Source organism: Agromyces sp. NPDC058136 (assembly GCF_042884375.1).
In the GTDB taxonomy this organism is placed as follows: domain Bacteria; phylum Actinomycetota; class Actinomycetes; order Actinomycetales; family Microbacteriaceae; genus Agromyces.
On record NZ_JBHVUA010000001.1, the window covers coordinates 80,511 to 95,173 of the forward strand.

At 70.1% G+C, this 14,663-nt stretch carries 15 protein-coding genes; 3 read left to right on the forward strand and 12 right to left on the reverse strand.

Annotated features, from left to right (window positions below; genetic code table 11):
* The first annotated feature begins 79 nt into the window (after positions 1-79).
* On the forward strand, positions 80-673 hold the full coding sequence (locus ACFVTX_RS00365) for a hypothetical protein (RefSeq protein WP_386897083.1): 594 nt from the start codon (positions 80-82) through the stop codon (positions 671-673).
* On the opposite strand, the gene ACFVTX_RS00370 is transcribed toward ACFVTX_RS00365, so the two are convergent.
* From ACFVTX_RS00370 to pdxS, 12 genes are all read right to left on the reverse strand, one after another.
* Entirely contained in the window at positions 652-2,904 is a 2,253-nt protein-coding gene (locus tag ACFVTX_RS00370; protein WP_386897085.1) for a RelA/SpoT family protein, read from the reverse strand. The two genes, ACFVTX_RS00365 and ACFVTX_RS00370, sit on opposite strands and share 22 nt — an antisense overlap.
* A gap of 75 nt (positions 2,905-2,979) precedes the next feature.
* Positions 2,980-3,996, reverse strand: coding sequence for a protein translocase subunit SecF (gene secF, locus ACFVTX_RS00375; RefSeq protein ID WP_386897086.1), 1,017 nt, complete (start codon positions 3,994-3,996; stop codon positions 2,980-2,982).
* Positions 3,996-5,750 carry a protein translocase subunit SecD gene (gene secD / locus ACFVTX_RS00380; RefSeq protein ID WP_386897088.1) on the reverse strand — a complete coding sequence of 585 codons (1,755 nt, stop codon included), beginning with the start codon at positions 5,748-5,750 and terminating at the stop codon, positions 3,996-3,998. The genes secF and secD overlap by 1 nt, the downstream gene beginning before the upstream one ends.
* Before the next feature lie 63 nt (positions 5,751-5,813).
* Entirely contained in the window at positions 5,814-6,185 is a 372-nt protein-coding gene (yajC, locus tag ACFVTX_RS00385) for a preprotein translocase subunit YajC (protein WP_386897090.1), read from the reverse strand.
* Positions 6,186-6,282: 97 nt separating this feature from the next.
* Positions 6,283-7,323, reverse strand: coding sequence for a Holliday junction branch migration DNA helicase RuvB (gene ruvB, locus ACFVTX_RS00390; RefSeq protein WP_386897092.1), 1,041 nt, complete (start codon positions 7,321-7,323; stop codon positions 6,283-6,285).
* On the reverse strand, positions 7,320-7,940 hold the full coding sequence (ruvA, locus tag ACFVTX_RS00395; RefSeq protein WP_386897094.1) for a Holliday junction branch migration protein RuvA: 621 nt from the start codon (positions 7,938-7,940) through the stop codon (positions 7,320-7,322). Before ruvA ends, ruvB begins: the two co-directional genes overlap by 4 nt.
* Positions 7,937-8,566 (reverse strand): crossover junction endodeoxyribonuclease RuvC, encoded by a 630-nt coding sequence (gene ruvC / locus ACFVTX_RS00400; RefSeq protein ID WP_386897095.1) that lies wholly within the window; start codon positions 8,564-8,566, stop codon positions 7,937-7,939. The genes ruvA and ruvC overlap by 4 nt, the downstream gene beginning before the upstream one ends.
* Positions 8,567-8,576: 10 nt before the next feature.
* A complete protein-coding gene (locus ACFVTX_RS00405; protein WP_386897097.1) occupies positions 8,577-9,332 on the reverse strand; it encodes a YebC/PmpR family DNA-binding transcriptional regulator in 756 nt (251 codons plus the stop codon).
* Positions 9,333-9,438: 106 nt separating this feature from the next.
* A complete protein-coding gene (locus tag ACFVTX_RS00410) occupies positions 9,439-9,978 on the reverse strand; it encodes a DUF1697 domain-containing protein (protein ID WP_386897098.1) in 540 nt (179 codons plus the stop codon).
* A 45-nt stretch (positions 9,979-10,023) separates the two neighbouring features.
* Positions 10,024-10,737 (reverse strand): hemerythrin domain-containing protein, encoded by a 714-nt coding sequence (locus ACFVTX_RS00415; protein ID WP_386897100.1) that lies wholly within the window; start codon positions 10,735-10,737, stop codon positions 10,024-10,026.
* Positions 10,738-10,822: 85 nt separating this feature from the next.
* Positions 10,823-11,476 carry a pyridoxal 5'-phosphate synthase glutaminase subunit PdxT gene (gene pdxT / locus ACFVTX_RS00420; protein ID WP_386898717.1) on the reverse strand — a complete coding sequence of 218 codons (654 nt, stop codon included), beginning with the start codon at positions 11,474-11,476 and terminating at the stop codon, positions 10,823-10,825.
* Entirely contained in the window at positions 11,473-12,363 is an 891-nt protein-coding gene (gene pdxS, locus ACFVTX_RS00425) for a pyridoxal 5'-phosphate synthase lyase subunit PdxS (RefSeq protein ID WP_386897101.1), read from the reverse strand. The genes pdxT and pdxS overlap by 4 nt, the downstream gene beginning before the upstream one ends.
* Before the next feature lie 111 nt (positions 12,364-12,474).
* Here pdxS and ACFVTX_RS00430 point away from each other — a divergent pair, with 111 nt between their 5' ends.
* Positions 12,475-13,815 carry an aminotransferase class I/II-fold pyridoxal phosphate-dependent enzyme gene (locus ACFVTX_RS00430; RefSeq protein ID WP_386897103.1) on the forward strand — a complete coding sequence of 447 codons (1,341 nt, stop codon included), beginning with the start codon at positions 12,475-12,477 and terminating at the stop codon, positions 13,813-13,815.
* Entirely contained in the window at positions 13,812-14,663 is an 852-nt protein-coding gene (gene pdxY / locus ACFVTX_RS00435; RefSeq protein ID WP_386897105.1) for a pyridoxal kinase PdxY, read from the forward strand. The genes ACFVTX_RS00430 and pdxY overlap by 4 nt, the downstream gene beginning before the upstream one ends.

Below are 14,663 nucleotides of genomic sequence, written 5' to 3' on the forward strand. Positions count from 1 at the left end.
ACGTCTCGAAGGGGGCGGGATTCTCCACAGGATCCCGCCCCCTTCGGCATCCAGCCCTCGGATGCCCCAGCATGGGGTCATGGCTCGCCTCCCCGTGGTGCTCGGCACCCACGATCTCCCGCTCGCCGAACTCTGCGCCGCCCGCATCGACGGCGAGCTCTTCGCGATCGACGAAGGCTGGGCACCGGTCGACGAACCCGACCTCCCGAGCTTCCGCGCCGCGGTCGTCGCCCTGCGGATGCCACGGCGGTTGATCATCGAGCGGCTCTCGGCCGCCTGGGTGCACGGCGCACTCGATGCACCGCCTCGCACGGCGCAGTTCTGCGTGCCCCTGCACGAGCGCATCGCCGTTGCGCCCGCGCTCGGCACGATCGTACGCGAGGTGGTCGTGAGCGACGCCGAGCTCGTCGAGCTGGCCGGGGTGCGCTGCACGAGCGTCCCGCGGACCGCATTCGACCTGCTCCGCGATCAGACGCTCGACGACGCGACCGCCGAGCGCGTCGTCGCACGGCTCCTCGGCCAACGACCGGCGCTCGATGAGGAGGTGTCGGTGCTGTTCGCAGCCGCGAGGCGGATGCCGCGGATCACGCTCGCACGTGCCAGGTTCGCACGAGCGAGCGACGTGGCCGTCTCGTCGGGCCCGATCGGCGGTCAGCCGTCGCTGACGCGGTAGACGTCGTAGACGGCGTCGATCCGGCGGACGGCGTTGAGCACGCGGTCGAGGTGGGTCGTGTCGCCCATCTCGAACACGAACCGGCTGAGCGCGAGCCGATCGGTCGAGGTCGAGACGTTCGCCGAGAGGATGTTGACGTGATGCTCGCTGAGCACGCGTGTCACATCGGAGAGGAGACCGGCACGGTCGAGCGCCTCGATCTGGATCTGCACGAGGAACACGCTCTTCGAGCTCGGCGCCCACTCGACGTCGATCATGCGCTCGGGTTCACGCAGCAGCGACTGCACGTTGTGGCAGTTCGCCTGGTGCACCGAGACGCCGGCGCCGCGCGTCACGAAGCCGACGATCTCGTCGCCGGGCACCGGAGTGCAGCACCGGGCGAGCTTCACCAGGATGTCGGGGGCACCGCGGACGAGCACGCCCGACTCGGCGTGGCGAGGCAGCGGCCGCGTGCGAACGGGCAGCGGCAGATCGGGCTCATCGACGTCGTCGACGTCGCGCACGAGCGCGACGACCTTCTCGAGCACCGACTGCGTCGAGACGTGCCCCTCGCCGACCGCGGCGTAGAGCGATGAGACGTCGTCGTACCGCAGCATCGCCGCGACCTCGGCGAACGACTCCTGGCTCATGAGCTTCTGCAGCGGCAGGTTCTGCTTGCGCATCGCCCGCGCGATCGAGTCGCGACCCTGCTCGATCGCCTCGTCGCGCCGCTCCTTCGTGAACCACTGACGGATCTTGTTGCGAGCACGCGGGCTCTTCACGAAGTTCAGCCAGTCCTGGCTGGGGCCCGAGTCGGGGTTCTTCGAGGTGAACACCTCGACGACATCGCCGCTCGACAGCTCGCTCTCGAGCGGCACGAGCCGGCCGTTGACCTTCGCACCCATGGTGCGGTGCCCGACCTCGGTGTGCACCGCGTAGGCGAAGTCGACCGGCGTGGCACCCGACGGCAGCCCGATGACCCGCCCCTTCGGCGTGAAGACGTAGACCTCCTTCGCACCGATCTCGAAGCGCAGCGAGTCGAGGAACTCCCCCGGGTCGGCCGTCTCGGCCTGCCAGTCGGAGATGTGCGCGAGCCACGCCATGTCCGTCTCGTTCTGCATCGCCGGGCCGCCCGACGACTTGCCCGTCGTCTGCTCCTTGTACTTCCAGTGCGCGGCGACACCGTACTCGGCGCGCTGGTGCATGTCGTGCGTGCGGATCTGGATCTCGACCGCGCGGCCCTTCGGGCCGAGCACCGTGGTGTGCAGCGACTGGTAGAGGTTGAACTTCGGAGTGGCGATGTAGTCCTTGAAGCGCCCGGGCAGCGGGGTCCACCTCGCGTGGATCGCACCGAGCACGGCGTAGCAGTCGCGCACCGAGTTCACGAGCACGCGGATGCCGACGAGATCGTAGATCTCGTCGAAGTCGCGGCCGCGCACGATCATCTTCTGGTAGATCGAGTAGTACTGCTTCGGCCGGCCGACGACCTTGCCGCGGATCTTCGCCGCCTTGAGGTCGTCGTTGACGAGGTCGATGACGTTCTGCACGAACTCCTCGCGCTGCGGCGTGCGCTGCTTCACGAGGCTCTCGATCTCGGCGTAGAGCTTCGGGTAGAGCACCGCGAAGGAGAGGTCTTCGAGCTCCCACTTGATCGCCTGGATGCCGAGCCGGTGCGCGAGCGGCGCGTAGATCTCGAGCGTCTCGGTCGCCTTCCGGCTGGCGGAGGCGGCCGGGACGAAACCCCAGGTGCGCGCGTTGTGGAGGCGGTCGGCGAGCTTGATGATGAGCACGCGGATGTCTTTCGACATCGCGACGATCATCTTGCGGACGGTCTCGGCCTGCGTCGAGTCGCCGTACTTGACCTTGTCGAGCTTCGTGACGCCGTCGACGAGCATCGCGATCTCGTCGCCGAAGTCGGCACGCACCTCATCGAGGGTGTACGCCGTGTCTTCGACCGTGTCGTGCAGCAGCGCCGCCGCGACCGTCTTCGACCCGATGCCGAGATCTGCGAGGATCTGCGCGACCGCGATCGGATGGGTGATGTACGGTTCACCGCTCTTGCGCTTCTGCCCCTCGTGCGCCCGATCGGCGACGGTGTAGGCGCGTTCGATGAGCGCGAGGTCGGCCTTCGGATGATGCATCCGCACCGTCCGCAGGAGCGTGTCGACGGCGCCCGTCGGCTGCGCCTTCGAGAAGATCCTCGGCACCAGCCGCCGCAGCGAAGCTGTCGAGTTGACCCCGGTCTCCGTCACGCCTCACCTCCAGAACTCAATTATCACCGCTCCGGAGGGTGAGGCGTGCACGGCGATGCGCGCCGGGGGCGAACGTCATGCGGTGGCGATCGCCTCGGGGGTGCTCGCACCGGCGGCGCGCTCGCGCTCCTTCAGCACCTTCTGGTCATGGCGACGGATGTCGGTCTCGCCCTCGCGCAGTTGCGAGTACAGCGGCGCGGCGAGGAACACCGTCGACCAGGTTCCGACGAGGATGCCGATGAGCAGCGCCAGCGAGATGTCGCGCAGCGTGTCGGCACCGAGGACACCGGCACCGATGAACAGGATCGCGGCGACCGGCAGTGCGGCGACGACGCTCGTGTTGATCGAACGGACGAGGGTCTGGTTGACGGCGAGGTTCACCGACTCGGCGAAGGTGCGACGCGACTCCAGGCCGTCTTCCGCGGTGTTCTCACGGATCTTGTCGAAGACCACGACGGTGTCGTAGAGCGAGTAACTGAGGATCGTCAGGATGCCGATCATCGCGGCGGGGCTGATCTCGAAGCCGAACGCGGCGTAGAGGCCGGTCGTGACGACGAGGTCGACCATGAGGGCGAGGATCGCGGCCGCCGACATCTTCCAGGTGCGGAAGTACAGCGCCATGATCACGGCGGCGAGCAGCACGAAGGCGATGAGGCCGAGGACCGCCTGCCGGGTGACGTCGGCACCCCAGCTCGGCCCGATGAACGAGCTCGTGACCTCGGACTCAGGCACGTCGTACGCCTCGGCGAGGGCCGTGGTCACGTCGTGGGAGTCGTCCTGCGAGAGCTGGTCGGTCTGCACACGCACGCCGGTGTTGCCGACGATCGTGACCTTGACGGTCGCCTCGGGCACGACCGACGCGACGGCCTCGACCGCGGGCTCGGGCGTCGCGTTCTCGACGTCGGCGATCTGGAACTGGGAGCCGCCGCGGAACTCGATGCTGAAGTTCACGCCGGTGAACAGCGGGATGACGACCGAGAGGAGCACGAATACCCCGATGATCGTGTACCACTTCTTGCGGCCGCCGACGAAGTTGAACGAGCGCTTGCCGGTGTAGAGGTCATTACCGAAGGTGGTCAGACGGTTCGCCATCAGGACTCCTTCCCTTCGTTCGAGGTATCGCCGGAGCTCGAGCCCGCGCCGATCGCCGCGGCCTTGCGCTCGGCGATGGTCTGCCGGCGCTGCGCCTCCTTGGCACTCGACGCCGCCTTCTTGCCCGCCACCGCGGCGGTGGGCTTGCGGAACTCGGCACGGCCCCGGTACACGGCACCGAGCGCGTTCGGGTCGAGACCCGACCACGGGTTGCCGCTCGAGAAGAAGCGCGTCTGCGCGAGCAGCTGCAGCATCGGGTGCGTGAAGAGGATCACGACGATCACGTCGATGACCGTGGTGATACCGAGGGTGTACGCGAAGCCCTTCACGCTGCCGACCGCGAGGATGAACAGCACGACCGCGGCGAGCAGGTTCACGCCCTTCGACGCGAGCACGGTGCGGAAGGCGCGCTTCCACCCGGCCTCGACCGCCCCGACGAGCGGGCGCCCGTCACGCAGTTCGTCGCGCACGCGTTCGAAGTAGACGATGAACGAGTCGGCCGTGAAGCCGATCGCGACGATCAGACCCGCGATACCCGCGAGCGACAGGCGGTAGCCCTCGCGCCACGACAGGATCGTGATCGTCAGATACGTGATGATCGCGGCGATGATGAGCGACGCGATCGTCACCGAGCCGAGGGCGCGGTACTGGAACAGCGTGTAGATCACGACGAGGATGAGGCCGATGAGGCCGGCGAGCAGACCCGACTGGAGCTGCGAGGTGCCGAGGGTCGGCGAGATCGTCTCGGCGGACTGCACCGTGAAGCTGATCGGCAGCGCACCGAACTTGAGCTGGTCGGCGAGGGCCTTCGAGCTCTCCTGCGAGAAGTTGCCGGTGATCTGCGGGCGGCCGTCGGTGATCGCACCGTTCATCTGGGGTGCGGTCAGCACCTCGCCGTCGAGCACGAACGCGAACTGGTCGCGCGGCGACTGCCCCTGGCCCTGCAGCCCGAAGAGGCGGGTCGAGACCTTGGCGAAGTCCTCGGTGCCTTCGTCGTCGAAGACGATGTTGACGGCCCACTGGCCCGTCGATGCACCGGTCTGCGTCTGCACCGTGCCGTTCGTGGCATCGACGATGTTCTCGCCGCTCGCCTCGACCGGGCCGAGCAGGTACTTGACCTCGCGGTTGCGGTCGCAGGTGACGAGCGGCTCGTCGGCGGGGGCGACCTCGGTGTTCTCGTCGGCCTGCGAGCAGTCGTACGAGTCGAACTCGGCCTGCAGCGCGGGCGTCACCCACGCGAGGTCGCTGCCGTCGGTCGGCTCGGCGGTCGGCGTCGACTCGAGCTCCTCTTCGGCGCCGTCGGGCGACGGGCTCGCGCTCGGCTCGATCGACTGGTTCGAGGCGACGTCGGCGAGCAGCACGGCGCGGAGTTCGAGCTTGGCCGACTGCTCGATCCGGGCGCGGGTCTGGTCGTCGAGTTCGCCCGGGATGCGAACGACGACGTTCTCACCCTCGGTGTTGATCTCGGCTTCGGCGACGCCCGAGGCGTCGACGCGCTGGCGGATGATCGAGACCGCCTGGTTCAGCTGCTCCTGCGACACGGAGGTGCCGCTCTCGACCTGGGGCGCGAGGATGATCTGCGTGCCGCCCTCGAGGTCGAGCGCGAGCTTCGGGGCCCATGAGCCTTCGCCCCAGATCACCCCCGCCGCGTTGATGCCGAACAGGAGCGCGATGATGACACCCAGCCAGGTGAGGGAGCGCCACGCCTTGCGGACGGGCGCCGGCCGGGATGACCGCTTCGATGGTGCAGCCACAGGTTCTGCTTTCTCTGCAGGAGCCCGCGCAGCAGTGCGCGGGCCCAGCCTCGGGGGTGAGTCTTAGTCGTCCGACTTCTTGTTGTCGGGCGTCTCGTCGGTGGTCGGAGCCTCGTCGGCGGCGTCGGAGACGCGCTCACCGAACTCGGGCTCGCCCTCGACCGGCGCGGACGCCTCGTCGGTGCTCTCGTCTGCGACGGGGTCGACCACGCGAGCCACGGTCTGGCGGTGCACGGCGAGCACCGTGCCCGGCGTGGTCTCCAGGAGCACCTCGTTCGCCTCTTCGTCGATCGACAGGATGGTGCCGAAGACGCCGAAGTTCGTCATGACCTTCGCCCCCACCTGCACCTTCGACTGCAGCTCGCGAGCCTCGGCCTGACGCTTGCGCGAGTTGCGGAACATGAAGAAGATGAGCACCGCCAGGACGGCGAGCATGATGAGAGTGAACGGGTCGAACGTCATGAGGGAGCGATACCTTCCGGTGTGCGCGGGCGCACGAAGTCATTGGCGTTGAGGGACGAGCCTCAATGGATTATAGGTCATCGATCGGAAGCGCCGCTGCCGCGCCGGGAGCGCTCTCGGCGAGCCCGAAATGCCGCCACGCCGAGGGCGTCGCGACACGGCCGCGCGGGGTGCGCGTGAGCAGGCCGATCCGCACGAGGAAGGGCTCGACGACCGCCTCGATCGTCTCGGCCTCCTCGCCGACGGAGACGGCGAGCGTGTTGAGCCCCACCGGGCCCCCGCCGAACCGGGTGAGGATCGTCTCCATGACCGCACGATCGAGCCGGTCGAGGCCGAGCGGGTCGACGTCGTAGAGCTCGAGTGCCGCGCGCACGGCGTCGAGGTCGGCGCGGCCCGTGTGCACGAGCGCGTAGTCGCGCACGCGCCGCAGGAGGCGGTTGGCGATGCGCGGCGTGCCGCGGCAGCGCCCGGCGATCTCAGCGACCGCTGCGCCGTCGATCTCGAGGCCGAGCATGACCGCGGCGCGCGCCAGCACCTGCTCGAGCTCGGACTCGGCGTAGAACTCGAGGTGGGCCGTGAAGCCGAAGCGGTCGCGCAGCGGGTTCGGCAGGAGGCCGGCACGCGTCGTCGCTCCGACGAGCGTGAACGGCGCGAGGTCGAGCGGGACCGAGGTGGCGCCGGCGCCCTTGCCGACCATGATGTCGATGCGGAAGTCCTCCATCGCGAGGTAGAGCATCTCTTCGGCCGAGCGCGCCATGCGGTGGATCTCGTCGATGAAGAGCACCTCGCCGGGAACGAGCGAGGAGAGGATGGCCGCGAGGTCGCCGGCATGCTGGATCGCCGGGCCGCTCGACATGCGGAGCGGCCGACCGCCCTCGTGGGCCACGATCATCGCGAGCGTCGTCTTGCCGAGACCGGGCGGCCCGGCGAGCAGGATGTGATCGGGCGTACGCTGCTGCAGCGTCGCGGCCGTCAGGAGCAGCTGGAGCTGCCCCCTCACCCGGGTCTGCCCGACGAACTCCTGCAGGCTGCGGGGGCGGAGCGCCCCCTCGAACGCGAGCTCGGCCTCGGAGGCGAGCACAGGGTCGGTGAGGTCGTCGCCGTCGCTCATCGACTGCGCCCGCTCTGCTGGGCCGGCCCGAGCCGGGCGAGCGTGAGCCGCAGCAGGGTGGGCACGGAGGCCTGCTCGACGTCGCTCGCCGCGGCGAGCGTCTCGTCGAGCGCGTCGGCGGCGACCCGTTCGGACCAGCCGAGCCCGGTGAGCGCGGCGAGCACGCTGTCGCTCACCCCGCCCGCCGCGATCGGCGCCGCGACGGTGCGGGTCGTGGGCGGGGCGAGCTTGCCCGCGAGCGAGACCGTGATGAGCTTCGCCGTCTTCGGCCCGATGCCGCTGACCTTGCGGAACACCGCGTCGTCGTCGTTGTGCACCGCTTCGGCCACCTGCTCGGGCGAGATCGAGGAGAGCACGCCGAGCGCCGACTTCGGCCCGACGCCGGTGACGCCGATGAGGAGTTCGAACACGTCGAGCTCGTCGCGCGTGCCGAAGCCGAACAGGGTCATCGAGTCTTCGCGCACGATCAGGGTCGTGTGCACCGAGAGCTCATGGCCCTCACGCGTCGCGAGCACGAGCGCCGGCGTGGTGTTGACCTGGAAGCCGACGCCGCCCACGTCGATGACGACCGAGCTACCGGCGGCGGCCAGCACCCGGCCACGGAGAGAGGAGATCACTCCTTCAGCCTACGGGCGGCCCCCGACACCGCCGCGGAGCGTTCGGCGGCGAGCCATGCCCGTTGGGCGGGCGTCAGCCCCGCGGCATCCGCACCGACCGCCGAACCCGGCGCTCCCCCGCGCTTCGCGTCCGTGACGGCGGCGCCCGCGACACCGCCGGTGCGCCAGGCGTGGCAGATCGCGAGCGCGAGCGCGTCGGCGGCGTCGGCGGGCTTCGGCACGGCCTCGAGGCCGAGGATGCGCGCGACCATCGCGCCCACCTGCTTCTTGTCGGCCCGACCGTAGCCCGTGATGGCGGCCTTCACCTCGGACGGGGTGTGCAGTGCCACCGGCAGTTCGCGGCGTGCGGCGATGAGCATCGCCACCCCCGAGATCTGCGCCGTGCCCATGATCGTCGACACGTCGGACCGGGCGAACACCCGCTCGAGCGCGACCGCCTGCGGTCGGTGCTCCTCGAAGATCGCCTCGAGGCCGTCGGCGATGCGCGCGAGTCGGCGTTCGATCGGCGCGTCGGTCGGAGAGCGCAGCACGACGACGTCGACGAGCTCCGCCTTGCGGTTCGGCGACACGTCGACGACGCCGACACCGCAGCGGGTGAGCCCGGGATCGATGCCGAGCACCCGCACGGCGATCGCCCTACTCCGCCTCGAGCTCGGCCTGGACCTCGGCCGTGAGGTCGAAGTTGCTGTAGACGTTCTGCACGTCGTCGCTGTCTTCGAGGGCGTCGATGATGCGGAACACCTTGCGTGCCGTCTCGGCGTCGATCTCGACCTTGAGGTTCGGCACGAACTCGATGTCGGCCGACTCGTAGTCGAGCCCGGCCTCCTGGAGGGCCTTGCGCACCTCGACCATGTCGGACGGGTCGGTGATGACCTCGAAGCCCTGCGCGTGCGGCTCGATCTCTTCGGCGCCGGCCTCGAGGGCGGCCATCATCACGTCGTCTTCCGTGGTGTTCTCGCCCGAGACGACGATGACGCCCTTGCGGGTGAAGTTGTACGCGACCGAACCCGGGTCCGCGAGCGTGCCGCCGTTGCGGCTGAGTCCAGTGCGGACTTCTGCTGCGGCGCGGTTCTTGTTGTCGGTCAGCACCTCGACCATCATGGCCACGCCGCCGGGCGCGTACGCCTCGTAGGTGATGCTCAGGTACTCGACCGCTTCGCCGCCGATGCCGGCGCCGCGCTTGATGGCACGGTCGATGTTGTCGTTCGGCACCGAGGTCTTCTTGGCCTTCTGCACCGCGTCGTACAGGGTCGGGTTGCCGTTCAGGTCGGCGCCGCCGAGCTTGGCCGCGACCTCGATGTTCTTGATGAGCTTCGCGAACGACTTCGCACGGCGCGCGTCGATGACGGCTTTCTTGTGCTTGGTCGTCGCCCACTTGGAATGCCCGGACATGACTCTCCTGTATCCGCTTCGTCGACGGGTCCGCCCGCCGAGGAACCATTCTAGACGAGCAGGGATGCCGCGACCCGGCAGGCGGGACGTTCGCTCACGCGGTGCCCTACCCGAGCACCTTCAGGAGGGTTCGCAGGTTGCGGTTGGTCGTGGTGGGTTTGTACCGGGCCTTCGCGATGAGCTTCGCGAACGGCGTGTCGGTGGTGGTGCCCTTCACGGGGTTCCAGTACACGACGCCCTCGCCCCGGGCGATCGGGTCGACCGCGGGGTCGAGCGCGAGCTCGCCCGCCGACGCCAGCAGGTCGTCGATCACCTCGCCCGACACCGCGAAGATCACCCACGGCTGGCGCGAGGCGTCATCGGCGTCGAAGGGGAACGCGGCGACGGCGCGTTCGACCTCGGCCCGAGTGACGAGCACGACCGAGGCCGCGTACCCGAACCGCTCGGAGAGCGCCCGCTCGAGCCGCGAGGTCAGCGCTGCGCGCTCCGTCGCGGTCTCGTCGCCCGTGAAGACGACGTTGCCGGTCGCGAGCACCGTGCGCACCGAACCGAATCCCAATTCGCGGAACAGCTCGGCGAGCTCGGCCGACCGCACCGTGACGCCGCCCACGTTGACTCCGCGCAGCAGCGCGATCCACTCGGTCATGGGCCCGAGCGTAGCGTGCACCCCCGACGCCCTGCCGGGTGCAGCTCAGACGAGCGCCGGCATCCCCTCGGGGAACACCGCGCGCTGCCAGGCCGTGTACTTGCGTCGCATGAGCAGCGCCCAGAGCATCCTGATCGGCGCAGGCAGGTTCTCGCGGAGCCACTCGTCGCGCTCGGCGGCGGGCACCGCGTCGATCATGAGCCCGAGCTGGATCGGCATCGCCTCCTTCGGGAGCGCGGCGCGCCCGTGCTCGCCGACCTCGTCCCACTCGGCCTGCGTGAACACGCGCGCGACGATCGGGACGACGTCGGTCTCCTCCCGCCCGAGATGGACGCCGAGGGTGGTGCCGACCTCGTCGAGCGCGGCGGCGAGTCGCTCGCCGGACTCGGGGTCGGCGGTCGTGCGCCATTCCGCCAGTCGCGCATCGGCGACGTCGAGCAGTTCGGCGACCTGGGCGTGCTGCGCGCGCATCACGTCGACGTGGAACGAGCAGCCCGGCTCGCGCCGCTCGAGTCGATCCCAGATGAACTCGTCCTCGCCCTCGTGGTGCACGTGCAGCCCCTGGTCGATGAGCGCGACGGCGGCGCCCACGGTCGCGGCCCGTTCGAGGTCGCCCGGCGCGACCTCGCGCACCTGCCGCGGCAGCTCGCGGTAGCCCCACCGGAAGATGCGGTGGACGAGGAAGATGTCGCTGGTGTCGCAACCCGACTCGTCGACGGCGCGGCCGTCGGCGCCGGTGCTCGGCAATCGTTTGGTCATGACGGCGAAGCTACGCAGCGCGGCGCCGGCCGGAATCGGTGCCGGCACTGAACGGCCACCCCCGGTTCTGGGGGTGGCCGGCAGTTCAGACGAGCGATCGGATGCGGGCGCGCACCTTCCCGAGGAAGTACTCGTGGAAGCGGTGCTCCCCCGTGATCTCGGGGTGGAAGCTCGTGCCGAGGAGGTTGCCCTGCTCGACCGCGACGACGCGCCCGTCGTCGAGTCGCGCGAGCGCGGTGGCATCCGGCCCGACCGATTCGACGACCGGACCGCGGATGAACGCCGCGCGCACCGGTGCCGCACCGAGCGCGGGGATGTCGAGCTCGGTCTCGAACGACTGGTTCTGCGAGCCGAAGGCGTTGCGTCGCACGACGACGTCGAGGCCGCCGAACGACTGCTGGCCCTCGATCGCGTCGAGCACGGAGTCCGCGAGCATGATGAGCCCGGCGCAGGTGCCGTACACCGGCAGCCCGGCCGCGATCGCCTCGCGGAGCGGCTCGGCGACGCCGAACAGGCGTGCGAGCTTGTCGATCACGCTCGACTCGCCGCCCGGGATGACGAGGCCGTCGATCTCGGCGAGCTCTTCGGGGCGTCGCACGAGCGACACCGAGGCGCCGAGCCCCGCGAGCACGTGGGCGTGCTCGCGGAAGTCGCCCTGCAGCGCGAGCACGCCGACGCGGGGGCCGGCCGGAGCCTGCTCCCCCGCGTCGACGCTCTCGTCGCGGAGGGTGGACGTCACCATCCGCGCTCGGCGAGTCGGTGCGGCGCCGCGAGGTCGGCGACGTTGATGCCGACCATCGCCTCGCCGAGGCCGCGCGACACGTCGGCGATCACCGTGGCGTCGTCGTAGAAGGTGGTCGCCTTGACGACCGCGGCGGCGCGCGCCTCGGGGTTGCCCGACTTGAAGATGCCGGAGCCCACGAACACGCCGTCGGCGCCGAGCTGCATCATCATCGCGGCGTCGGCGGGGGTGGCGACACCGCCTGCGACGAAGAGCACGACGGGGAGCTTGCCGGTCTCGGCGACCTCGAGCACGAGCTCGTACGGCGCCTGGAGCTCCTTCGCGGCGACGTAGAGCTCGTCGCGCGTCATCGACTTCAGGTGGTTGATCTCGGAGTTGATCTTGCGGATGTGCTTGGTCGCCTCGGAGACGTCGCCGGTGCCGGCCTCGCCCTTCGAGCGGATCATCGCCGCGCCCTCGTTGATGCGGCGGAGCGCCTCGCCGAGGTTCGTCGCACCGCAGACGAAGGGCGTGTTGAAGCCCCACTTGTCGATGTGGTTGACGTAGTCGGCGGGCGAGAGCACCTCGGACTCGTCGATGTAGTCGACGTCGAGCGCCTCGAGCACCTGCGCCTCGACGAAGTGACCGATGCGGGCCTTCGCCATGACGGGGATCGAGACCTCGGCCTTGATCGCGTCGATGAGGTCGGGGTCGCTCATGCGGGCGACGCCGCCCTGCGAGCGGATGTCGGCCGGAACGCGCTCGAGCGCCATGACGGCGACGGCGCCGGCGTCCTCGGCGATGCGGGCCTGCTCGGGGGTGACGACGTCCATGATGACGCCGCCCTTCAGCATCTCGGCGAGGCCGCGCTTCACGCGGTTCGAGCCCGTCTCGGATACGGTCACAGGGGAATCCTTTCGGCGGTGCGCTGGGACGTGTGCGCAACTTGCAGACAAAGGGAGAGTTTGTCCTAGGCCAAAAGATAGCATGGCCTGAGACATGGAGAAGGGCGAGCTGTGATCACAGACATCGAGGGGCGCTCGGCGGCCGAGATCGCCGAGAGCCTGCGCGCCCTCATCGAACGCGGCGCCCTCCGCCCTGGCGACCCGCTGCCACCGGTTCGCGCCCTCGCCGAGCATCTCGGCGTCAATCGCAACACGGCGGTCTCGGCCTACCGGCAACTCATGAACGCGGGCGTCGTCGTCACCCTCGGGCGCGGCGGCACCCGGGTCGCCGGCACCGCCCCCGTCGCCCAGGAGGGCTTCGCCGCCGACACCGCACTCCGCGACCTCGGCACCGGCAACCCCGACGCGCGGTACATCCCCGACCCCTCGGCGGTGCTCGCGAGCATCGCCCGCCGCCCCGTGCTCTACGGCGAGCCCGTCATCGACCCCGGTCTCGACGCCTCCGCGCGCGCGTGGATGAGCGCGGACCTGCCCGCAGGCACCCCGTTCCGGCTCACCGTGACGAGCGGTGCCGCCGACGCCGTCGAGCGTCTCCTCGCGCAGGCCCTCACCCGCGACGACGCCGTCGCACTCGAAGACCCCTGCTTCCTCACGAGCATCCACACCGTGCGCATCGCCGGGTACCGTCCCGTGCCCGTTCCCGTCGACGAAGCGGGCATGACGGTCGACGGCCTCCGCGCCGCACTCGAGCAGGGCGTGCGCGCCGTCATCTGCACCCCTCGCGCGCAGAACCCCACGGGCGCGAGCCTCACCGAGCAGCGCGCCGCCGAGCTGCGGGCCGTCCTCGCCGAGCATCCCTACGTGCTCGTCATCGAGGACGACCACTACTCCTTGCTCTCCCAGCAGCCGCACCACACCCTCGTCGGCCCCGAGCACCGCCGCTGGGCGCTCGTGCGCTCGGTGTCGAAGTTCCTCGGACCCGACATGTGCCTCGCCGTCACCGCCTCCGACCCCGAGACCGCCGACCGCCTCGCGATGCGGCTCACCCCCGGCACGACCTGGGTGAGCCACCTCCTGCAGCGACTCGTCCACGCGCTCGCCACCGACCCCGAGGTCGCGGCCGGAATCCGCGCGGCGGGCGAGCACTACGCCGCCAGGAACGCGGCGTTCGCCTCGCAGCTCGCCGCCGCCGGCCTCACGGCCGACCCCGGCGACGGACTCAACGTGTGGGTGCCCCTCGGCGCCCCGGCACGCGCCGTCTCCGAGCAGCTCATGCGCCGCGGCTGGCTCGTGCGGCCCGGCGACGAGTTCGCACTCGGCGACCACGGGGCATCCGAGCACCTGCGCCTCACCGTGCACGAACTCGACGACGCCGAACAGCACCGCCTCGCCGTCGACCTCGCGGCCTCGGTGCGCGCCGTGCGCGAGCGAAGTGCGATGATCGAGCGGTGAAGATTCTCTCGATCCAATCGGCGGTGGCCTATGGCCACGTCGGCAACTCCGCCGCCGTCTTCCCCCTTCAGCGCATCGGCGTCGAGGTGCTGCCGGTCTACACGGTCAACTTCTCGAACCACACGGGCTACGGCGCGTGGCGCGGGCCGCTCATCTCCCCCGACGACGTCCGCGAGGTGATCGCCGGCATCGAGGACCGCGGTGTGCTCGACCAGATCGACGTCGTGCTGTCGGGCTACCAGGGCGGCGAGGGCATCGCCGACGTGATCCTCGAGGCCGTCGCGAAGGTCAAGGCCGCGAACCCCACCGCGATCTACGCGTGCGACCCGGTCATGGGCAATGCGAAGTCCGGATGCTTCGTGGCCCCCGCGATCCCCGTGCTGCTGCGCGAGCGCGTCGTGCCCGCCGCCGACCTCATCACGCCGAACCAGTTCGAGCTCGGCTACCTCACGGGCACCGAGCCCGACACGCTCGAGTCGACGCTCGCCTCGGTCGACCTCGCCCGCGCCGGCGGCCCCTCGACCGTGCTCGTGACGAGCGTCGAGCGCCCCGACCGCGCGGAGGGCACCATCGAGATGCTCGCCGTCGACGAGCGCGGCGCATGGATCGTGCAGACCCCGCGCCTCCCGATGAAGGCGAACGGCTCGGGGGATGTCACGGCAGCCCTGTTCACGGCCCACTACCGCCGCACGGGCGACGCGGCCGACGCCCTCGCCCGGACGACCTCGAGCGTCTTCGACCTGCTCACCCGCACGCACGAGTCGGGCGAGCGCGAGCTGCAGCTCGTCGAGTCGCAGGAGTCCTACGCGCACCCGCGCATGCAGTTCGAGGTGCGGCAGGTGCGCTGA